General features: G+C 40.6%; 12 protein-coding genes. All 12 read right to left on the bottom strand.

All coding sequences use genetic code 11. From position 1 onward, the window contains the following. Positions 1 to 13: 13 nt before the first annotated feature. Complete coding sequence (locus P0092_RS05190; protein ID WP_004616912.1) at positions 14 to 3,094, bottom strand: glycosyl hydrolase family 95 catalytic domain-containing protein; 3,081 nt, start codon at positions 3,092 to 3,094, stop codon at positions 14 to 16. Between the two features lie 139 nt (positions 3,095 to 3,233). Next, positions 3,234 to 5,576 (bottom strand): non-reducing end alpha-L-arabinofuranosidase family hydrolase, encoded by a 2,343-nt coding sequence (locus P0092_RS05185; protein WP_004616909.1) that lies wholly within the window; start codon positions 5,574 to 5,576, stop codon positions 3,234 to 3,236. 54 nt (positions 5,577 to 5,630) lie between these two features. Further along, positions 5,631 to 8,996: a carbohydrate-binding protein gene (locus tag P0092_RS22045; protein WP_004616907.1), complete on the bottom strand. Its 3,366-nt coding sequence runs from the start codon at positions 8,994 to 8,996 to the stop codon at positions 5,631 to 5,633. Positions 8,997 to 9,017: 21 nt separating this feature from the next. Next, on the bottom strand, positions 9,018 to 10,832 hold the full coding sequence (locus P0092_RS05170) for a carbohydrate-binding protein (protein WP_004616906.1): 1,815 nt from the start codon (positions 10,830 to 10,832) through the stop codon (positions 9,018 to 9,020). Positions 10,833 to 10,876: 44 nt separating this feature from the next. Next, positions 10,877 to 11,161 (bottom strand): dockerin type I domain-containing protein, encoded by a 285-nt coding sequence (locus tag P0092_RS05165; protein WP_040758267.1) that lies wholly within the window; start codon positions 11,159 to 11,161, stop codon positions 10,877 to 10,879. Positions 11,162 to 11,180: 19 nt separating this feature from the next. Continuing rightward, positions 11,181 to 12,710 (bottom strand): family 43 glycosylhydrolase, encoded by a 1,530-nt coding sequence (locus tag P0092_RS05160; RefSeq protein WP_004616904.1) that lies wholly within the window; start codon positions 12,708 to 12,710, stop codon positions 11,181 to 11,183. 54 nt (positions 12,711 to 12,764) lie between these two features. Next, positions 12,765 to 14,384 (bottom strand): non-reducing end alpha-L-arabinofuranosidase family hydrolase, encoded by a 1,620-nt coding sequence (locus P0092_RS05155; protein ID WP_004616902.1) that lies wholly within the window; start codon positions 14,382 to 14,384, stop codon positions 12,765 to 12,767. A gap of 44 nt (positions 14,385 to 14,428) precedes the next feature. Then, positions 14,429 to 16,651 carry a family 43 glycosylhydrolase gene (locus P0092_RS05150; protein WP_004616900.1) on the bottom strand — a complete coding sequence of 741 codons (2,223 nt, stop codon included), beginning with the start codon at positions 16,649 to 16,651 and terminating at the stop codon, positions 14,429 to 14,431. A 92-nt stretch (positions 16,652 to 16,743) separates the two neighbouring features. Next, on the bottom strand, positions 16,744 to 18,216 hold the full coding sequence (locus P0092_RS05145) for a carbohydrate-binding protein (protein ID WP_276187093.1): 1,473 nt from the start codon (positions 18,214 to 18,216) through the stop codon (positions 16,744 to 16,746). A 30-nt stretch (positions 18,217 to 18,246) separates the two neighbouring features. Beyond that, positions 18,247 to 19,821 carry a family 43 glycosylhydrolase gene (locus tag P0092_RS05140; protein ID WP_004616896.1) on the bottom strand — a complete coding sequence of 525 codons (1,575 nt, stop codon included), beginning with the start codon at positions 19,819 to 19,821 and terminating at the stop codon, positions 18,247 to 18,249. Between the two features lie 48 nt (positions 19,822 to 19,869). Further along, positions 19,870 to 21,495 (bottom strand): endo-1,4-beta-xylanase, encoded by a 1,626-nt coding sequence (locus tag P0092_RS05135; protein ID WP_004616894.1) that lies wholly within the window; start codon positions 21,493 to 21,495, stop codon positions 19,870 to 19,872. Between the two features lie 682 nt (positions 21,496 to 22,177). Then, positions 22,178 to 23,776 carry a response regulator transcription factor gene (locus tag P0092_RS05130; RefSeq protein ID WP_004616893.1) on the bottom strand — a complete coding sequence of 533 codons (1,599 nt, stop codon included), beginning with the start codon at positions 23,774 to 23,776 and terminating at the stop codon, positions 22,178 to 22,180. Positions 23,777 to 23,838 lie beyond the last annotated feature (62 nt).

The raw sequence follows: 23,838 nt of genomic DNA, 5'->3' as shown, positions 1-23,838 counted from the left end.
ATTTTGTTTTAAGTTATTGTGCCAACAAATATTTCTTGAGCAGTGAAAAATCAATTGCATTTACCTCACCATTTTCATCCATATCAGCCAATTGAGTATTTTCTATTGGCTCTAAGCCCAAAAGATATTTTTTTAGCAGCAGTAAATCTATTGCATCTATTTGTCCGTCTTTATTAATGTCGCCCTTTTTATCTGTTACAATGGGTGCATCACCGGACTTCCCCCAGAGCTCAAGTTCATTAATTCTGGCACCTCCGGAATTGTCCTGAGTGGCTGTATTGATAAATAAACGCACATATCTTGAATTAAAGGTAGGAACATTTCTGTCGGTAATATTCTGCTGGTTTCCGTATACTATATCAACATCAGTCCAGGTAGCTCCGTCATCACTCTTCTGCAGTGTGAAATCTCTGGTATTTAATTTTATTGCTTCTGCAACACCCGCATGTTTCACAACCCAACGGCTGATGTCATATTTTTCGCCAAGGTCGACTTGCAGCCATTCACCGCTAATCCCTTTATCATGGCACCATTTGGAAGTTGTTGAACCATCAACAGCTTTTCCGGCCTCTTCACCTGAATTGGCCCCTGAAGCAGTGGCAGTCTTATTCAACGCCACATTCGTAAGAACTGTTTCGGCTTCTGCCAACTGTAATGAGCCATTCACTTGATAGGTGTATCCTTTCTTTGTGGGAAAGCTTATGGTTTTATTTCCGTAGCGGACATTACAAACATTTCCTGAATTTGATTTGATAGTGGCTCCCGTCAAAACCCCATTTGCCCAATTCATTTTTGTAACAGTGAAATTTCCGCGGGCACAAAGGCCATCGGCATGTCCGGTTGACCATTGACTTGGCAAAGCCGGTAAAAGCTGAATTTCATTATTATGGCTTTGTAAAAGCATTTCTGCTATTCCTGAGGTAAAACCAAAATTACCGTCTATCTGGAAAGGAGGATGTGCATCCCATAAATTGTCGTAGAGTCGTCCGTCTTTGTTAACAGGTGTAATCAGCAGTTTCACCAGATTATACGCATGGGTTCCATCTTCCAATCTCGCCCAGCAATTCAGTTTCCATGCTTCAGACCAACCTGTTCCAACGTCACCGCGGGTATTCAAGGATTTAATTACTGCGTTGGCAATAGAAGGTGTATTTCGTTTGTTTATTTCCAATCCGGGGAATAAATCATAGGCAAAGGAGATATGACGATTTTTTTCTGACTGGCTGTCCCAGTCATAGGCCCATTCCTGCAATTGTCCCCAACTGCCTATTGTATTAGGCTTAATCTGTGAAACCTTTGATTGGAGGGTTGAACGAAATGAAGAATCAATATTTAGTATCCCTGCTGCTTGGATTACAGCTTTAAATAGTTCTCTGCTGATTCCGTTGTCCATTGTTACACCGTAGCTGTTGTAAGCTCCCTGTCCTCCGCTGTTACCGGGTGGTGTAAGTTCCGGTGAAGTTCCCGGACATATAACCTGATAGTTCTGTCCGTTAATACTCTTTGACTGCATCAATGTTTGTAAAAAATCTGCCGCTCCCTTTATTACAGGATAGATTTCATTTAAATATGCTGTATCCTGATTAAAATTGTATGCATCATACAGCATGTTGGAAACCCAACCGGCACCGGTTGGCCAGAAGCCCCATTCACCGTCAATAGGAGCCGTCCTGTTCCACAAATCGGTATTGTGGTGCAATACCCATCCGTTTGATATGTTGTAATGAGCACGGGCAGTTTCATTACCGGGAGCCTGAAGAGCTTTTGCCTTTTCTACGAATGGCTCAAAACACTCAGCCAGATTTGTGGTAAAAGCAGGCCAGTAATTCATTTCGTAGTTGATATTGGTAGTCATTTTACAACCCCAAGCAGGATTGCGGAATTTATTCCAGATTCCCTGAAGGTTCATTGGCTGAGAATCTCGGGAAGCACTAATCATTAAATATCTTCCGTATTGGAAAAGCACTTTTGCCAGTTTGGGGTCATTTGTAGAGCCAAATTCAGATATACGTTGACTCATAGGTTTGCTGTTTTCGCTTCCGCTGCCACCCAAATCAACGTCCACCCTCTTGAATAAGCTCTGATAGTCCGCAACATGGTTGTTTAATAAGGTATCATAGGATTTTGCCGAAGCATTAGTAATATCAGTAGTGGCTTTTCCTTTTTCATCTCCGTTACAGGTTTTATAATTTATATAATTTGTACGTATGGAAGTCAGGATAACCACCGAATCTGCATTTGAAACCGATATTTGGTTGTTGTTAGCTGAAACTGAGCCATTTGTATTAATTAGCTTTGAGCGTGTTGAAAACCAAACCGCATATGAAATACCATTGTCAGAATCCCCGTGTCCGTTCATTACCAAGGTGTCATTGCCTGAGGTAGAAACGGTATACTGACCGCTGAGTGATGATTCATATCCGGCAGTAAGTGATATTGAACCCGGTGAGCTGCATGTAATTTTTGTTACCATTATCTGGTCTGGATAGCTTACAAAAGATTCACGATGATATTTTTTGCCGTTATATGTATAATCACTTGAAACAACTCCGGTATTCATATCCAACTGTCTGGAATAATTTGAAACAGAACTGTGTCCAAATGAGAGTTTTAAGTCACCGATTGACTGATACTTTGCTTCTCCACCGCCTATCATACTCTTTGCAATAGTGGTGCTGCCGTTTGTATACTGACCGGCAAACAATTGGTCCTGAGCAGTTTTCAATGAGTTTGCAGCTCCGGCTCTGTTATTGTTGCCCGGGCCGCTGCTCCAAAAGGTAGCTTCGTTCAAATCAATCCTCTCATCAGGATAGTTCCCGTAAACCATTGCACCGATACGACCATTTCCGAGGGGTAATGCCTTGTAAAATGATTCGTTATTATCGTACGGATTCCCTGAAAAGTTGCTGCCTGCCATGCTGTTGTATAATAATGTCAAGTCATTATCCTGAATAATAGCATCCTCCGTTTCAACCATATCTTGAGAAGCGGCCATTGATTTATAACCGCTAAACGGTAAATTTCCACTCGTAATCAGTACCCCCACCAAGATAGTAGCACCGACTCTCCTGATAAAATTCTTATTTATCTTCACGAAATCCCTCCTTAAGAAAAAACACAGGCCGGTTCAAGGTGGCCCGGCCTATGCTTATTTTTAGAATCTATTCCGGGTTATTTTTTTAGTAGGTGTCGGCTGTTGGATTGTCACCCTATACCCAAGTTTCTTCTTAACGTTACCATTTCAATGCCTGAATCATTTTTTCAGCATAACGCTTACCCAAAGTAACTGATGAATCATGGCCAAAGTGGAGACGATATTGTGTATCTGCAGCATCTACTACTAATCCGTCAGCTGAAACTACATAGCTGTTTGAAATCAAGGAAGGAAGTTGATTTACCAGTTTATTGTGACCTGCACAAGGTCCGCTGTAAAGCAATTCACCTGCAAGGAATGGGACATCTCCCAAGCTCAAATCTTTTCTAAGGTCCTCAACAAGAGTTTTTACTTTTCCGGGCCAACTGGTGTCACCACTGTTTGATTCACCCTGATGGAATATAATGCCTTCAATTACTCCGCCCTTTTGCTGAGCAAGTTTTGCTCTGTTTACAATCCAATTGTATTTGCTTCCCCCAGACTTCATGAAAGTCTCAATTTTTTCACCGCTTATAGCACATGGTATAAGGCCAATGGTGTCACCTGAAGGAACTTTTTGTATCATAGTCTTTCCGAACCAGTCACCGGGGCCGATGGCATCCAGCCAAGATGCATGAAGAGGAGGGCATGCCACATCCCACTGGTCTGTTACCCTTCCCAGTTTTGAATTATTGTCAAAACCCAGTACAAGTACACGAGGGTCTTCTACCTTATCGGAGGCCTGTGATGCAGCATATCCCGCCATATTGGACTGACCAAGCAATAAGAAGCAATGGAATTTAGGAGTTGTGGGTTCTGTGTTACCTTCTCCCGGGAATTTAACTATAACCCCCAGTATGTATTGCTTCATAAGTGAAAAATCAATAGCGTTAACTTCTCCGTCTGCATCCAAGTCCGCAAGCTTTGTGTTTTCTATTGTTCCTAAACCTAAAATGTGCTTTTTTATTAATTGTAAATCAATGGAATCTATCTGTCCGTCAGAATTTATATCACCCAATTTTGAAGTAGGGTTTACAGGATCTGTGGAACCAGTTCCGAACTTGAACCAATTAATATTCATTAAATATCCGCTGTCTCCGACATATTTGAGATATAAGTCATGTTTACCGCTTACACCGCTGACGGAACAGTTCACATCCGCAAAGGTCTGCCAGTCCCCTGTTCCTGAAACAGGGCAAGTCCCAACCAAGGTACCTGTTGCACTGTCAAGTCTTATCTCAATCTTACCTCCGCTGGTAGCACTTGATACTCTTGCCTGGAAGTTGGTAGCACCGCTTCCGAAATCTATGCTCTTGTATACGCTGTAATCACCATTTTCAGTGTACCCTACAGCCTCGGTTCCTTCATCACAGGTTACGTTCTGGATTCCGGACTGGTCATTCCAGCTTTCAGCTTCTATTTTGTCAAAAGCAGATTTTGGAGTAACAGGCTCGTCAGAACCTTTGGTGTAATTTCTGATAAGGCCCAAATCCCAGGTGATTTGTTGGTATTCACCTGACATGTTTGTCGTACCTTGAATTAGGAAATCCACCTTGTTTATATCATTGATTTCCAGCTTCTGATTATATCCGGCACGTATAAGTTCTCCGTGTGATACATTTGTTGTCCACTTGTCTGCGTTGTATTTTGTAAGATTGCTTTTTGTTGCCCATTTATTGTTTACCAGAGTCCATGGTCCTCCGGCACTTGATGATGTGAAGAGTTCATAGCTTCTTCCGTCTATCATTGCTTCAATAAGCAGATAATACTGATTGTCGGCAAGACTCTTATATACCTCTGCTCCTTCAAAAACATTTGAGCAGGCTACGGTTGGTGTACTCCAGCCCTTATTAGGGAAGTTTGCCAGAGTGGTTTTTCTCATATACAGTTTTCCCGACCCGTCACTTGGTGTATTGTACAGGTAAGCGTACTGGTCATCGCATATTACATAATAGTCCCAACCCATGTTGCCGGATATGCCAAAGGATTTTGGCCCCGACCACGAATTCGGGTCGTCAGGAGTTGTTGTGGTTGCATAAGCTGCTCCGTGAGTACCATCCTGATAAACCAGATACCATAATTTCTGAGGTTCAAAATAGAATATTTCCGGCGCACAGAAATAACTTTCTCCTATTTTACTCATATATGTACGTTTAGCAGTCTTTAAATCTGTAATTGTGCTTGCAGATGTAAAACACATTTGCCATCCGCCGCTTTTATTTGCACCTGTGTAATAAACCAGGTATTTACCGTTGTAATAAACAATAGTAGGGTCTTTAGCCCCATAGTAATCGTATGGACTGCACTGGTTGTGAAAAATAACCCTCTCGTCAACATTCCATGATGGATTTGGATTTGCGGCAGCATTAACTGCTGAAACGCTTGCCAATATCATAAACACGCAAAAAACAATGGAAAAACCTTTTTTAATTAAGTGTTTCATATATTTTCCTCTCTTTCAGAATTAAATTATATATTCCCTGCTCTTGTGGGCAGTTTAGGTACTCTGCCCCGGAAAAGAAGTTATAGTGCCCAGCAAGTACTGCTTGAGCAACAGCAAATCTAAAACATCAATAGTTCCGCTTGCATCTAAGTCAGCTATTTTGGTGTTTTCAATGGTTCCCTGTCCTAAAATGTATTTTTTCATCAACAGGAAATCCATTGCATCTATCTGACCGTCAGAGTTCAAATCTCCCAATATTGCCGAACTTCTTGCAGTAAATGTAAACCAGTTAAGGTTGAATAAATATCCGCTATCCCCGGTGAATTTCAAATACAAGTCATGCTTCCCGCTTGCCTCACTGACACTGCACTTCATATCAGCAAAGGTCTGCCAATCTCCTGTACCTGTCACCGGACAAGTTCCTATTACAGGTCCTGTAATACTGTCAAGACGGATTTCTATATTACCTCCGCTGGCGGCACTTGATACTCTTGCCTGAAAGCTCTGCGCACCATCTCCAAAGTCCACATTTTTGTAAACTGTATAATCCCCATTTTCTATAAAACCGACATTCTTTCCGCCTTCCGTACAACTTTCAGTCTGAATTCCTGACTGGTTGCTGTAGCTCTCCGCTTCAATCCTCGAAAACGCAGATTGTTCATCGGGAGCCTCCGAAGCACCGGCTATGTTTGCAATAACCCCAACAGCATCTACCACCAAAGTACCGCTTACCACCTTCAAACGCACTGTGTGATTACCATACTCAAGGCCGTGAAGTGTAAAAGTTTGGTATAAATTGCCTGACACCTTCGTGCTGACCGAAGCGTCAACAACTTTTCCGTCAACCGTTACCTCTAACTTAGCAGAACCGTTGTTTGGGCCAAGAATATCCAACCCGGTGCCTTTAAAGGAGTACTGAAGTGCCGCTCCATCTCCCCGGCTGGTGGAAAGGGAGCGTTGGTAATTGTACATGGATTTGCCGTTCTCATGAGCCCAAGAACCGCTATAAATAAGCTTTGTAGCAGGAGCAGAAGACAAATCGTACATTTCCAGATTGTCCAGCAGTTCTGAATAGTAAGGTGTATAACCCTCAATTGTTTCGACTTTTAAGTTGTCAAAACAAGTATTATAATAGCCACTGGCCAAGTCAACACGTCCGGACAATCTTGGGCTGGAATCGGTGTAAGTATAAAGGATGGTATTATCCAGATACGCAGTCACCTTGTTGTCTGCAACCATTATTGCAATGTTGTGCCATGCATTATAAGCTGTATTGAAGCCACTTATTTTCACACCACCCGAGCCGCTTACTACATTGCCGCTTGCCGCAGAACTGCCATTGACTAACAGCGACCAACCTCCATCAAACCAAAATTTCAGTATATAAGGAGTACCATTTAAGTAGTGTGAATTATCACCTCCTTGTTGTCTGGCACCGATAGCAGCGTAATTGTTACCTCCCTCAGTACTGTTGTGTTCAAATGAAACATCAACGCTTGCCTTATAGTTCATCCAACGGTTATCTCCGATACCCGTTATAGGATTACCATTATTCCAAGTACCTCCAAGCCCCATACCGGATTGATCCACCTGTTGGCGAAGAATATAGTTGTTTGAACCGTCGGGCATATATGCTTCAAATGCACCGTTTCTATCGCTGGTGTACCGTGGTATGGCACTTTTTTGACCCCCACGGGAATCAATATAGCTTTGAGTTCCGGTAATTTCCCCCTTATCACCTATGGCAGGAACAGTTTTGTCAGAATAATCAAAGTTGTCGGCATATAATATGTTATCGCTGGTATCCTGTTTAGAACCGGTCTTGTCTGTGTCTAGCACAGGGCGTTCACCTTCCACCGGAAGGGGCGTATTGTAATCAGCTTTTCCACTGTTGCTTAACGTTGTAACTGTAACCACCGAATAAGGTTTTAAGTTCACTGCATAAACTCCGCTGCTATTTGCTGAAACCGTTCCGGTGTATTTCATGTAATTGCTGTTAAAAGCTGCTCCCTTGTCTGCTGCACGGGTTTCCCATACTTCCAGAGAAGGGTTTGCGGAAAAAGCCATATTTATAGTCTTAAAAGTATAGGTTTTGGAGTATTCACTATCGTTAATAAAAACAGTTGAAAAATCATGTTTGTCAGGGGAGGCAAGTGTCATATAACTGGGAGTGCCATTGCGACCGTTAACCGGATTTGTACCTGTAGCACCTGTGAAACTGGCCTGAGGTACTGCTCTCCAAACTCCTGCGGTATTGCTTTTATTTTCCCAGCCGGCCTTTGAAAACCAACTGAAATGCCGAAGTATGACAAGTCCTGCATCGTAGTGAATCCAACCTGACCAAGGATCACGTGCGGATATCAATTCCTTAAATGAGAACTGTCCACCTTCGTAGAAAGAACCAATAGCCGGCTGATAGATAAAATGTGTCCTTCTGGAATTTACAAACCCCTTAATAACAGTGTTTCCCATTTCCAGCGGGCCGTTTATACCACCTATGCCTGTTCCTGCTGCTGTTGGATCTTTCATATTGTTGTTGGGACGAAAGGACGAGTTACTAAAAGTGGCCTGTGCTTCGCTGTTCCATACCTCTTTGTCATAGGATTCAGCAAGCTTCTTGAAACTTCCCTTGCTGTTGTCATCGGTATTATAGTGATATGCGGCAACTGACACGGCATCACGAAGTGTTGCATCACTTACCATATCATCCCCGAAGGAGCCTACGGAAACTTCATCGGAAATCACCACTTTAATGTTGTTGTAAAGTGCCCTTTCATCAGCATTGTTAAAACCTGTACTGTCTGCTTTAATGCGCTGGGCATATTGCTTAGTCCAAGTTAAATCAGGTGATTGTTCGTTGACCCCCGGATTTACGTAATCAACCATGTACCCATATTGGCGGTATGCTGCCAATATGGTGTTCTTGTACCATGTATAAATCTTATCATTGCTCTTTGCCCAACCTGGGGCGTTCCAACGTAAAATGCTGACTTTAAGATTGGGATTAACCTTCTTTGCGTCAGCCGCCAGTTGAAAGCCGGGGTGTCTTTTAACATTGGCTGTTTCATTTTCCCAACGCATGGTAGAAGGATCCGGCCCGGTGGAGTTATTACGGTCGTTACCCATTTCAATCTTGACATGTGTCATGATTGGATTTTTTCCACCGAACAGGATTTGCAGTAATTCTGCATATTTCTCAGGATGTTCCGACTTATAATCCATCAACAGCGCACTTGAGCTGTTGCCGCTAAGAACGCCAAAGCCCTTAAAAGTCAGACCGTTGACGTTTCCGGCTTTGATATTGTTTCCGTCCAATACAAAGTCCGTATCAGCGGCTGAAGCGGTATTCATCGGTGTAGCTGAAAACAATGCTGTAGTCATAGTGACAAGCAGAAGAATAGATAAAATCTTTCTTTTCATTTTTAAACTCCTATTATCAGATTATACGGCCCCCTGCCCTGGAAAACTTGTACTTATGCCAAGTATGAATTGCTTCAGCAATGAGAAATCAATTGAATTGATATCCCCGTTGGCATCCAGATCTGCCAGCTTTGGATTTTCAATTTCTCCTAATCCCAGAAGATACTTTTTCAACAACTGTAAGTCTATTGCGTCTATTTGGCCGTCAGAATTTATATCACCCAAATTTTCGGTATTATTACTGCCTTTAAAGAATTTAAACCAATTAATATTAAATAAATATCCGCTGTCACCTTTGAATACAAGGTAAACATCATGTTTTCCTGTAGCTTCGGTGACAACACATTTTACATCAGTGTAAGTCTGCCAGTCTCCGCTTCCGAAGATAGCACATGTTCCCACCAACGTACCCGTAGCACTGTCAAGGCGTATTTCAATGGTTCCTCCGTTAGTTGCACTTGCTACTCTGGCCTGAAAACTCCCCACACCATCGCCGAAATCCACATTGTTGTAAACAGCATAGTCTCCGTTTTCAATAAAGCCTATATTCTCTCCGCCTTCGGTACATTTTTCTGTTTGGATTCCCGATTGATTACTGTAGCTCTCCGCTTCTATTTGTTTAGTTGCATCTACAGGTGCCGGGGGTTCAGTTGATATTTTAAGCAGCACTGTCCCATGTGCAGGAACTGACGCTGTGTATGAACCTGTAAAACTGCCTTTGTCAGCTTTAGCCCACAAATCTCTTACCGTAACGCTTCCAGTAACACCTATGTCTGACCAATTAACTGTAATATTGGATGTTGATGAATTTCTGTTTAATAAAGCAACTGCCTTAGTTGTCCCATTTGTCCCCAGAGATTTTACCCAAATCTCCTGCCCGTTTGAACTTTTAACTCTTTTCCCTTGGATTCCTGCAGGGTCCTGATCTATTGCTATTACTTCCTTATTCATCAGAATATCTTTTGTTGTCTGTGACATGGTCCTTATATCATTTCCTGCAATTAAAGGAGATGCCATCATACTCCACATGCTCATCTGTGTACGATATTCCTCTGCTGTACATCCACCGTTTCCTATTTCAAGCATATCGGGATCATTCCATGCTCCCGGAGCAGCTGAACTGGTGTATTGGGCATTACCGTCAATTGCATTTATGATACCTTTGAACCATTCGTTTCCGTTATCCCACTTATCTGCGATATCCCCGGTAGTACGCCATAAATTACCTGTTGCAGGCATCCAGCTCTGATATCCCCATGCACATATGCTGAATACGATTGGTCGTCCGCAATTTGCAAGAGCGGTCTGCATTTTCTGGTAATCGGTTTTCATGTCACTTCCATTAGGTATATTGCAGTTATCATATTTAAGGTAATCAATTCCCCATGAAGCAAATGTCTTTGCATCCTTGTCCTCATAACCCTTGCTTCCGCTTTGAGGAATATTCATACAGGTCATTGTTCCACGACAGCCGTATATTCCAAGTTTGAGACCCTTATCATGTACATAATCCGCTAAAGCCTTAATCCCATTTGGAAAACGCTTAGGGTCGGCTTTCAGATTTCCATTGGAATCACGTGCCGGATTTGCCATCCAGTTATCATCCAGATTCAGATACACATAGCCTGCATCCTTCATTCCTGAACTTACCATTGTGTCGGCAATCTGTTTAATCTTAGTTTCATTAATATCTCCGTGGAAGATATTCCAGCTGTTCCATCCCATGGGTGGTGTTTTGGCAAGATTATTGTCCCATGCTCCGGTATTCAGGGCCATTACTATCGTAAATGTAAGCCCTAAAAGTAATAATGAAATGACCGCACGAACTTTTTTCATACTTTTGTCTCCCCCCTAATTTTATTTTTTTAAAAATCTGTTATTTACCCCAGCAAGAACTGCTTTAACAGAACCAAATCAATTGTATCTACAGTGCCATCCGTATTGACATCACCGTACTTTACCATAGTATAGGTTACTTTATCTGATAACGGTACATTTGCCTGTTGTGTCAATGAAAGACCATTTTCGCTCCAGTTCATGGTAGAACTAAGATACATGTTTACATACAAATCCGAGCCATTATTGTAATACAAGCTGTCGTTCAGCTTTGTGAAGTTCTCCATTCCTGTTTCAGGATTTTGAGAAGCCATGATCTCGTTTATCAATAAAGCATACTCTTAATTTTTAACCAATACCCAATAAGAGTTTTTTGAACGCAATTAAATCAAGTGAATCAATAACTCCGTCCTTGTTTAAATCTCCTGCTTCAATGTCGTTATCTACAGGAAAATCAGTAATTAATCCAAGAATATATTTCTTCATCAATACATAATCTGCCGCATCTACACTGCCATCTCCATTTAGATCCCCTACAACAACAGGGTTTACTATTTCTTGATTAAACTTCCACCAGTTCAGATTGAATAGATATCCGCTGCCCCCTGTAAACTTCAGGTATAAATCATGAGCTCCTGTGGCACCACTAACTGTACAAGACTTGTCCGTCCATGTCTGCCAACCGCCTGTTCCGCTGACGGCACAGGTTCCCACCAGTTTTCCGGTAGGGCTGTCAAGACGGAGTTCTATATTTCCTCCACTATTTGCCGAAGCCACTCTTGCATCAAAGGATACGGCACCGGTACCAAAATCCACACCTTTTACCTTTATATAGTCGCCATTTTCAATACTACCTACATCCATTCCGCCTTCACTGCATACTTCTGTTTCAATGCCGGACTCCCAGCAGATTGTTTCAGCCTCGTTTTTGACATATGGGTTCAGCTTTCCGATTTGAGTAGGGCCGGTTTGAGTTATGGGGATATTGGGGATTGTACCGTCAGAATTGTATTTGAATTGTTCTACACCTACAGAACGGTGATAGCTTCCTCCGCCTGGTAAATTACCTGTATGATAAAAGAAATAGGAATTTCCTTTATAGTCCGTTACCCCCGGATGGTTAGTAAAACTGTTTTGATTAGGCATAATAGCACCTTTAGATGTCCATGGTCCGGTAGGACTGTTGCTTGTGGCATACTGTATGTTTTCGCTTCCTCCAGCCCATCCGGCATAAACCATGTAGTATAAATTATTGCGTTTATAGAACCATGGTCCTTCTATATAGCCTGAAGGTTTGGATACCTGTACAACACTTCCTGAATAAGAAATCATATCTTGATTCAGCTTTACATACCATAAATTTCCATTTCCCCAGTACATGTAAGCCTGTCCGTTGTCGTCTATAAATACGGTAGGGTCTATATCAGAGCCTCCGTTGTTGGTTACCAGTGGTTTTCCTATAGCATCTGTAAATGGCCCTACAGGGCTGTCAGATACGGCAACACCCAGTGCATAGCCGCCGGTTTTTCTGGTTACAGGGACATAGAAATAAAACTTACCATTTCTATTAATTACCTGTCCTGCCCAAGCATCACCTTTTGCCCAGCTGAAGGTAGTAGCCTTCAATGGTGATCCATGATCCGTCCAGTTTACCATGTCAGTTGATGAATAACATCTCCAGTCATTCATGGTATAAAAATTATTAACTATTGTATCTTCATCATGTCCTGTATATAGATAACAAGTACCGTCATACACCATAGGAGCAGGATCGGCAGTGTAAAGAGTTTGTACCAATGGATTGTCCGCATAACATACAAATGAAAAAAGAGTAGAAAAAATAATTAAAAGTCCCAATATCTTACAAGCCTTTTTCATAAAAATACCTCTTTTCTAATTAATTTTGTCACATGTTTATTAGATATTTTTCTGTCATACTGCACCTGCACCGGGAAAAACAGTAATCGCCCCCAGTATGTATTGCTTCATCAGTGAAAAATCAATAGCGTTAACTTCTCCGTCGGCATCCAAGTCCGCAAGCTTTGTGTTTTCTATTGTTCCTAAGCCTAAAATGTGCTTTTTTATTAATTGTAAATCAATGGAGTCTATCTGTCCGTCAGAATTTATATCGCCTAATTTACCTGTAATAACAGGTGTATTACTGAATTTAAACCAATTAATATTCATTAAATATCCGCTGTCTCCAACATATTTGAGATATAAGTCGTGTTTACCGCTTACACCGCTGACGGAACAGTTCACATCCGCAAAGGTCTGCCAGTCCCCTGTTCCTGAAACAGGGCAAGTCCCAACCAAGGTTCCTGTTGCGCTGTCTAGTCTTATCTCAATCTTACCTCCGCTGGTAGCACTTGATACTCTTGCCTGGAAGTTGGTAGCACCGCTTCCGAAATCTATGCTCTTGTATACGCTGTAATCACCATTTTCAGTGTACCCTACAGCCTCAGTTCCTTCATCACAGGTTACGTTCTGGATTCCGGATTGGTCATTCCAGCTTTCAGCTTCTATTTTGTCAAAAGCAGATCTTGGAGTAACAGGCTCGTCAGAACCTTTAGTGTAATTTCTGATAAGGCCCAAATCCCAGGTGATTTGTTGGTATTCACCTGACATGTTTGTTGTACCCTGAATTAGGAAATCCACCTTGTTTATATCATTGATTTCCAGCTTCTGATTATATCCGGCACGTATAAGTTCTCCATGTGATACATTTGTTGTCCACTTGTCTGCGTTGTATTTTGTAAGATTGCTTCTTGTTGCCCATTTATTGTTTACCAGAGTCCATGGTCCCCCGGCACTTGATGATGTGAAGAGCTCATAGCTTCTTCCGTCTATCATTGCTTCAATAAGCAGATAATACTGATTGTCGGCAAGACTCTTATATACCTCTGCTCCTTCAAAAACATTTGAGCAGGCTACGGTTGGTGTACTCCAGCCCTTATTAGGGAAGTTTGCCAGAGTGGTTTTTCTCATATACAGTTTTCCCGACCCGTCACTTGGTGTATTGTACAGGTAAGCGTACTGGTCATCGCATATTACATAATAGTCCCAACCCATGTTGCCGGATATGCCAAAAGATTTTGGCCCCGACCACGAATTCGGGTCGTCAGGAGTTGTTGTGGTTGCATAAGCTGCTCCGTGAGTACCATCCTGATAAACCAGATACCATAATTTCTGAGGTTCAAAATAGAATATTTCCGGCGCACAGAAATAACTTTCTCCTATTTTACTCATATATGTACGTTTAGCAGTCTTTAAATCTGTAATTGTGCTTGCAGATGTAAAACACATTTGCCATCCCCCGCTTTTATTTGCACCTGTGTAATAAACCAGGTATTTACCGTTATAATAAACAATAGTAGGGTCTTTAGCCCCATAGTAATCGTAGGGACTGCACTGGTTGTGAAAAATAACCCTCTCGTCAACATTCCATGAGGGATTTGGGTTTGCGGCAGCATTGGCAACTGTACCCATAGTTGATATCATCATAAACAAGCCTAAAAACATTGCAAAACCTTTTTTAACTAATTTGCTCATACTTTATCCTTCCTTTTTTAAAGTTTATTGAAACAAACGATTTACTACTGAATTCCCAGCAAGTACTTTTTCAATAATGAAAAATCAATGGCATTAATCTCACCATTTCCATCCAAATCAGCAGCCTTTACGTTCTCTATTTCACCCAGTCCAAGAAGATACTTTTTCATGAGCTGTAAGTCAATCGCATCAATCTGTCCGTCACCGTTTATGTCTCCCGGAACAACAGCGCTGCTGCCTTCGGTGAATTGAATCCAGTTAAGATTAATCAGATATCCGCTTTCCCCTGTAAATTTCAGATACAAGTCATGCTTTCCGGTAACTCCGCTTACGGAGCAAACTGAATCAGCAAATGTTTGCCATCCTCCGGTTCCTGCAACCTGACAAGAACCGATTAATGTGCCGGTTACGCTGTCAAGTCTTATTTCAATAGTGCCTCCGTTGGTTGCACTTGATGATCTGGCTTTAAAACTTTTTGCACCGTTTCCGAAGTCAACACTTTTATAAACAACGTAATCTCCGTTTTCGGTGTATCCTACAGCCTGTCCGCCCTCATCACAATCTACATTCTGGATTCCTGACTGTGAAGTGAAGTTTTCAGCCTCTATTTTGTCAAAAGCTGATAACGGAACCTCAGGAATTGGTGGATTCGGTCCTGCAGAAGTATAGTAGCGGAACCAGTTAATATCGGCATATCCTCCTGAAGAAGCAGTTGTATAATTGTATATACCGAACTTATCACCTTGGAAAAATCCCAAATCAAAAGGCATGTTTAAGGTTCCGCCAAGTTGCGTAAAGTTTACATTATCATTGCTATAGTAAAAAGTAGCCTTGTTACTTTTCAAATCCGCTTTTGCTCTTAAATAGACAATATTGCCTGAAAGTGCAGGGCCATTTGTTATGGTTCCTGAAGAATCCTTGCTGGCGTTAATATTAGCTACTATTTTTTTTACTCCCCCTGACTTGCTTACCCCTATAGTTCCATACGGAATGTTAAGCAGGCATAGTCCTGCATTATCACCGTCTGCCATATTGGTGGTGTCAAGCTCTATAGTTCCTTGGCAATCAGGCCCCTCAACTCTTTGGGTAAGTGTATTGGTAGCTCTCCAAAGATTATTTGCATTCTTTGCATAAAGTCTCAGATAGCCCGGTCTCTCGCTTAAAGACCATTTTGTATTGTCCGGATAGTGATTCCACTGCCACTGAAATCCCATTGTTGTTGAAGTGAACTCATCAGTATTGGGAATAGTAAGAGTTGGATAGGTTTCACCTACATCCGGCTTCTTGTATGTAACAGGCACTGAACCCATAGGATAGCTTTTTCCTGCTATAGTTACATTTTTTACTGTGGCTGGGTCTCCAAGTACCGGCCAATCATTCTGCCACTGCATAGGTACTAAAATGTCTCTTCGGCCAAGACCCTGACCATCCTGAAATACATAGAACCACCATTCACCTTTTACGGTATCTATAACTCCCCCTTGGTGAATTTGACTTCCACCGGAAATGCTGGGACCATTCAACAGTATCCTCATTTCATAAGGTCCATATATGTCTTTGGATCTGAGGCAATATGTATACGATTCAGGTGGAGTAGAGTTACGGAATATATAGTAATATCCGTTCTTTTTCATTACATGTGTACCTTCAACCAGATAATTTCCGGTTGCACCTGCGATACGGGTTGTCACCTTACTACTCACTACCGACTTATAATCAGAGCTTAGTTTAGTAACCTTTACATCATTTGCTTCAGAGACAATGTAGCCTGTACCGTCGTCATCAATAAAAAGTCCCGGATCATGAAAGCCCTGGTTGTAAACTGTTTTTGTATAAGGGCCTGCCGGATTAGTGGCAGTGCACATGATGAACTTTCCCTGTGCCTGATAAATTCCCACATAATATGTTCCGTTACGGTAGGCAATGGTAGGTGCCCAGCAGCCATGTCCGTAATCATTAAACGTATTTGACAGATTATAGGATTTCCCCGTACCGTTAAGGTCCGAAGTAACATATCCTATAATTTCCCAGTTGATTAAATCCTTTGAATGAAGAATAGGTATCGATGGAAACGATACGAAAGTGGAACTTACCATATAATAATCACTTCCTACCCTAATAGCAGAAATATCAGGGTAATCAGCGTTCAGAATCGGGTTTGTGTAGGTACCGTTGTTATTATCAGACTGCCATGCACCTGCATAAGTAGTTGGCGCAACCAATAGGCATAACAGTAATAGAATACTTAGAGCCTTTTTAAACCTCATCACATTGTTCCTCCTTTTAGTTATTATTTTAAAGAGAGCAGGTAAATTGAATAATTTACCTGCTTAACCCAGACTAAATAAAATAGGATAAATTAGTTTGTTCCCAAAAGAATTTTCTTGAAGGCAGCAAAATCGAGAGAATCGATTACACCGTCCTTGTTTATATCCCCTGCACCTAAGGTGTCAGCAACAGGGAATTCACTGATTAGTCCAAGAATATACTTTTTCATAAGAACATAGTCTGTTGCATCAACGCTGGCATCTCCGTTTAAATCTCCTACAAGAGTCTGAACTGTATTACCGAATTTGAACCAGTTAAAGTTCATCAGATAATCGCTTCCGCCTGTAAATTTAAGATACAAATTATGCTTTCCTGTTGCGCCGCTTACAGTACACTTTGCATCAGTCCAAGTCTGCCAATCGCCCGTAGCTTTAACTTCACAAGTTCCTACCAACGGACCTGTTAAACTATCCAATCTGATTTCGATATTTCCTCCGTTTGCTTTACTTGCTACTCTTGCCTGAAAGCTTGTTGCTCCGGTTCCAAAGTCTACATTGTTGTAAACAACATAATCACCATTCTCAATATACCCTACGTTAAGACCTCCTTCGGTACAGGTTTCAGTTTGTACTCCGGACTGACTGCTGAAATCTTCTGCTTCTATTTGTTTAAAAGCTGATATAGGTTCAGCAGGAACATAATCTGTGAAACCCTTTTCACATATCATTTGTGAATAATTCCACAGACTCTGTTTCCAAACGTTCCAATCATGACCTGCACCCTGAATAAGGAAGTAAGTGTTTGGTATACTATGAGAATCACAGAAGTTATGTACATTTGTACCAAAACTAATAAGATTGTCATTTGTTCCGTATGAAATAAATAAGAATTTCAATTTTTGTTGAGCTGCTGCTCCATTGTCAGGGAAAAGTTGTGCATTCGGCAATGTATCAGGTGCTGCTGAAAAAGCTCCTACATATGGGAATTGATTCAGATTCAGAAGTCCTATATTAAATGCCTGTCCGCCACCCATTGAAAGACCGGCAACGGTTCTGTGAGCACGGTCAGTTGAAACTGAATAATGTGATTCTACGTAAGGCATAAGACTTCCTGTTAAATCTTTAGTAAAATTAGTCCAACCGTCAGATACACCGCTTGCTGTTGCATTTCCGTTTGGTAATACAACGATAAATGGCTGAATTTTGCCTGCCGCTATAAGATTATCAAGAATTACATTAGGCGCACCATTAGCGTACCACTCGTCTTCATTACCACCGATACCATGCAATAAGTACATTACACTGTATTTTTTGTCTGCAGAGTAGTTTGGAGGCAAGTAAATTCTTGCTCTTCTCTGGCTGTTTGTTGCTGCTGACTGATAAGTGATATAGCTTACCTGACCATGGGGGATATTGTTCTGCACCTTGTCATATCCTGAAGGTGGAGTAGTTGGTAAGGAAGCAGCCTGAGCCTTAAAATCTGGTACTGTAAAAATCAGAGTGAAAGCAAAAACAAATGCCAACATTCCCCAAACTGTTTTTTTAGTTAATATATTTTTTTTCATTTATTTAACCCCTTTCTTTTAACACACAGATTAATCTAGACTTGGAATCGTACCAAGCAGATATTTTTTTAATAATACAAAATCAATTGAGTCAATAACGCCATCCTTGTTAAAGTCTCCGGCTTCAATATCGTTTTCAACCGGGAAATCCGTAATTATACCCAAAAGATATTTCTTCATCAGAGCATAATCCGTTGAATCCACGCTATTATCTCCATTCAGGTCTCCAATAACAGTTGTGTTCCCCGCTTTGGTGAACTTCCACCAGTTAAAGTTGAACAGATAACCGCTTCCACCCGTAAATTTCAGATACAAGTCATGTATACCTTCCGCGCCGCTTACAGTACAGGTCTTATCCACCCAAGTCTGCCAGCCGCCTGTTTCTTTAACCGCACAAGTCCCTACCAATTTTCCTGTAGGACTGTCAAGTCGCAGTTCTATATTCCCGCCGCTGTTAGCCGAAGAGACTCTGGCAGTAAAAGAAGCTGCTCCTGTACCAAAATCAACACCTTTTACCTTTATGTAGTCTCCATTTTCAATAAAGGCTACATTCATTCCACCTTCACTACAGGGCTCTGTTTCAATACCTGATTCCCAGCAGATTGTCTCCGCCTCGGTTTTTACATAAGGGTTTAGATTGCCTACTTGAGCAGGGCCGGTTGTAGTCATGTTTATCGTGGGGAAAGTACCATCTGAATTGTACTTAAACTGCTCAACACACACAGAACGGTGATACCCTCCTCCATCCGGCAAAGCACCATTATGATAGAAGAAATAGGAATTGCCCTTAAAATCAGCCACTCCGGGATGATTCGTAAAACTGCTGCCCTGAGTAGGCATAATTTTTCCACGGTAAGTCCAAGGTCCTGTAGGCCCTGTACTGGTGGAATAACCTATATGCTCTGATATTGGACCTGCCGCAAAGACCATATAATATAAACTGTTGCGTTTGTAAAACCATGGGCCTTCCTCATATGTAGTTGGCCTGTCGGTTTTACTTCTTGTTCCAAAGCTTGCAGTTGTTAAAGGTACCTTTACAATACTCCCTGAGTAAGAAATCATATCCTGATTCAGCTTTACATAGTAGAGGTTTGGATTGCCCCAGTACAGATAAGCCTGTCCGTCATCATCAATATATACCGTGGGGTCAATGTCGCCGCTGCCCGTACTAACCAATGGTTTTCCAATAAGATCTTTAAACGGGCCTGTAGGGCTGTCCGATACAGCAACACCTATTGCCGTTCCTCCGTTTTTAGGTGTCAGGGGGACATAGTAATAAAACTTTCCGTTTCTTTGAACACATTGACCTGCCCACGCATCTCCTTTTGCCCAGCTAAAGGAAGAGTATGACAGTGGCGAACCGTTATCCGTCCAGTTTGCCATATCAGTAGAGGAGTAACATCTCCAGTCATTCATGGTAAAGAAATTATTTACCAATTTATCCTCATCATGTCCCGTATACACGTAGCAAGTATCTTTATATACCATAGGTGCCGGATCGGCAGTAAATAAAGTCTGCACTATGGGGTTGTCCGCATAGCTTACGGTTGGAACAAATAGAGAAATTGCTGATAAGAGAGCTGCAATTTTGCGTACTTTTTTCATCATCTTACCTCTTTTAAATCATTTTTATTTCTTGTAAATGTCTAATAATTATTTTTCAGCAGGAAATACTGATATTTGACCAAGTATGTACTGTTTCATAAGTACGAAATCAATGGAATCAATTGTGCCGCTGGCATCCACATCTGCAAGCTTTGTATTTTCAACAGTTCCCATACCTAAAATACACTTTTTCAATACCAGCAAATCAAGTGCATCTATTTGTCCGTCTGAATTCAAGTCACCTATTTTATCTGTAGAAACAGGAGTGTTGCTGAACATAAACCAATTTAGATTAATTAAGTAACCGCTGTCTCCTGTGAATTTCAGATACAAGTCATGCTTTCCGCTTACACCGCTGACAGTACACTTAGCATCCACAAATTTCTGCCAGTCCCCTGTTCCTGAAACCGGACAAGTTCCTATCAATGTACCTGTAGGGCTATCAAGTCTGATTTCGATTTTTCCTCCGCTGTTAGCACTTGATACTCTTGCAAGGAAGCCTGTAGCTCCGTTTGAGAAATCAATATTCTTGTAAACGGTATAATCTCCGTTTTCTGTATATCCCACAGCCTCTGTTCCTTCATCACATGTAACGTTCTGTATTCCGGACTGGTCGTTATAGCTTTCTGCTTCCAATTTTGAAAATGCACTTCTTGTTTCTACAGGTACATCATCACCCGGAACTTTTGCCATATACTGCTTTAACCAAGTCATTGCAGGTCTTTCAGATCCGTCACTGCGCAGAAGGTGAGAATTCGGAATCCAGGTATGTCCCTGCAAGTATCCCCAGATAGTAACACCTTTTACTGCTGAATGTTCATACATTACAGGGAAAAGCTCCTGCATCTTGTTTTTCTGTGTATTATCATCTGCGATATCTAAATCAAATTCAGAAATATATATAGGTACACCTGTTGCAGCAAGTCTGTCCAGTCTTGACTTCAGATTTGCAGCGCTTGTCTTATCAAGTCCGTGTGATTGGCAACCAACACCATCAATCAGGTTTCTTGCCTTCAATATTTTTACAACAGGTATATATTGGTCAAGACAAGACCATTCATTCAAAACATTATAGTCATTAATCAGCAGTTTTGAATTTGGGAAATATTTACGAGCCATTTCAAAAGACCATACAATCCAATCCCAGCCTGTACCATAGAGACCATTGTCTCCTCCGATATCATTCTTGTATGGGAATGGGGCATGTCCGGGCATAGCTTCATTTACAACATCAATGTATTCAGCATCCGGGAAATTCTGTGCAGCAGCTTTATACCAGTTTTCTATGGCTGTTTTTCTTGCTGAACCGGATAAACCGCCTAACCAATTTGGATACTGTGAGCCCCAGATAAGTGTATGGAACTTAAAAGGAATTTTGTTTGTTTTACAGTAATTATACATTGCTTTAGCCTGACTAAAATTGTATACGCCTTGCTGTGATTCACATGAACCCCACTTGGTAGCATTTTCAGGTGTAAGCTGATTCCAATAGTCTCCATAACGGCTTGGCGCAGAACCACCATACCAAATATTACCAACCCATTTAGCTTTGCCAGTTGCCATTGCAGCATTTGCTGTAAGCGGTAAACTACTGTTGATAATGCAGGCACATAAAAGTGCTGAAAATAAAGTGCTAAAAATTCTGAACTTACGGTTTTTACTTTTGTTAAACATACTTATTTCCCTCCGTTTAAATTAATTTGTAACCGACAGCATAAAGCACTGTTCAAATGAACAGCGTTAGCCGCAACCATCCCATCATGTACAAAATATTAGGCAATGATCTCGTTAAGTAATGCATATATAGTGTTTTTACTGAAGTATTAATTCTTCAAGAAAAGCCAAGGTTGTCATTCCTGGCAGCATAAGATAATTTGCTAAAATGCTATTTGAAAAGTGTATAATAATATGAATTAACGATGTACGCTCCTGCATACAAGTTTGGTCGGAATCAACTACTTAAAGTTATTACGATTGATAGGAAGATTAGACTATTTTTTAGTGAATTTTGAGCCCCCCTTCTTATTTTGTCTAATTATTATCTTTTAGCACTTGGCCAAAAGATAAGCCAATACCAATAACTAAATAAAGTTCTCCGTCCAATATTGTATGTAAGGTATTGACTTTCTTTGGCTAATGTAAGAATAGGAGTAAAATGAAAAAGAACGATTAGTACATATTAACTATGTTAATTTATTATAGAATGTAAACAGTTTCCATCTCAATATAAATCTTTTTGTTATTGGTATAATATTTTGTAATTATTTTACCATAAGATGAAAAAATAGTAAATTGATTATTTTCCTCTATGCATATGTATATTTTTTTTAACATTTGTTATAATATATTTTTTTTGCTATGTTTCACTTCGATACTCCTTAGGAGTAATTCCTGTGGCTTTCTTAAAAATATAACAGAAATAATGAGGGTCGTTATACCCAACATTATAAGCAATTTCTGACGATTTTAGAGATGTAGTTTTTAAAAGCTCCATCGCCTTTTTTACCCTTACTTTTGTCAGGTATTCAATAAAATTTTCTCCTGCCTCCTGACTGAAAATGGTACTAAAATGGCTTGGACTGACATTAACATATGATGCAACTGAAATTAAAGAAATATTTGAGTTCGCAAAATTGCTATGTATATATTCCTTTGCTTTCTTTATAATGCTGTCATATTTCCTCTCTACCCTTGTATCTCTGAATTCCAATACAATTTTTAAAGTATATTCTGTTAATTCTCCGAACTTTTCTATTGAATCTATACCTGCAACAAAGCTTTCTAAATTTGAAACCCAGGGCAAAAGAGTTTCAATTTCTCCTCCAAGTTCTTCAACAAACCGGGACGCACTTATTACCACATCCATGAATAAATAATGAATATACATGGGTGACTTCATCTCAATCTCATTCAGGTTATCAATAAACTTATCTACAAAACTTCCCACATCAGATTTCAGTCCGCACTTCAAAAATTCGTAAGTATTATTCATGTCAATTTTAATAAAATCCTTTTTACTACCCATATCAGACTTTATATCGTTTATACCGAGAATCTTGCGTTTCCCGTATATGTAGCGGTAGTTTTTTATTTCGTCAGCTTCCTTAAATGATTGCGTAATTCCTTGTATTCTTTCCCTTGCACCACCGATACTGATTCCCAGTATACATGATGTTTTCCTTTCCACTTCGTATTTAAAAGATTGAGCTAAACTATAGGCAGCTTCTTCTATATTTTGTAAGTTGTCACCTTTTATTATTACTATAATTTCTCCAAGCATCCTTCTGAACTTGATAATTTCACTGTTTTTGCTGACAATGCTATCAATCAAAGCCTCTGCCTGCAGTACTTCGGTATACTCTCCGTCTGAAGCATTTTTTTTCGGCGTTTCTAACTCTAAAATCTCTACAATATAAAACTTCGAAATTATATTTATATCCAAGCTTTCACAATTATCTATAACCTCAACAGGAGGAACCATGCCTAATAATAACTCGCTTAAAAATTTATCCCTGAATAAAGGAGCATTCTCGGCAAGTTGTTTTCTGATTTTCTCAGCGTTTTCTCTTTCGCGTTTTTCGTTTATAATTAAATCTTTGACTTTTTCCAATGATTCAAGGAGGTCCTGGGCAGTCACAGGTTTTAGCAAGTATTCTGTTACCCCTATGCGCATTGCCTCCCTGGCATACCCAAACTCGTCATGTCCGCTCAATATAATAATCTTAACCCAAGGCATATTTTTCCTGACCACCTGGCTTAACTCCAAACCGTCCATAAATGGCATTTTAATATCAGTAATCAATATGTCCGGCTTTATCTCCATAATCAGCGGCAATGCAAATTCACCATCAGGTGCTTCACCTGAAAATACAAAATCAGTTTGCTCCCATTTAATGCAATCCCTGATACCATGACGAACAATAACCTCGTCATCCACAAGAAATACTTTATACACCTGTATCACCTCTCTAACCGTTCTAAGTGAAATATTCCATTTTAAGATTTATAATACCTTCT

The sequence above is a fragment of the Ruminiclostridium papyrosolvens DSM 2782 genome (genome assembly GCF_029318685.1).
In the GTDB taxonomy this organism is placed as follows: Bacteria; Bacillota; Clostridia; order Acetivibrionales; family DSM-1351; genus Ruminiclostridium; species Ruminiclostridium papyrosolvens.
The sequence above is the reverse complement of the archived record's forward strand: the minus strand, read 5'-3'. Positions and strand labels throughout refer to the sequence as shown.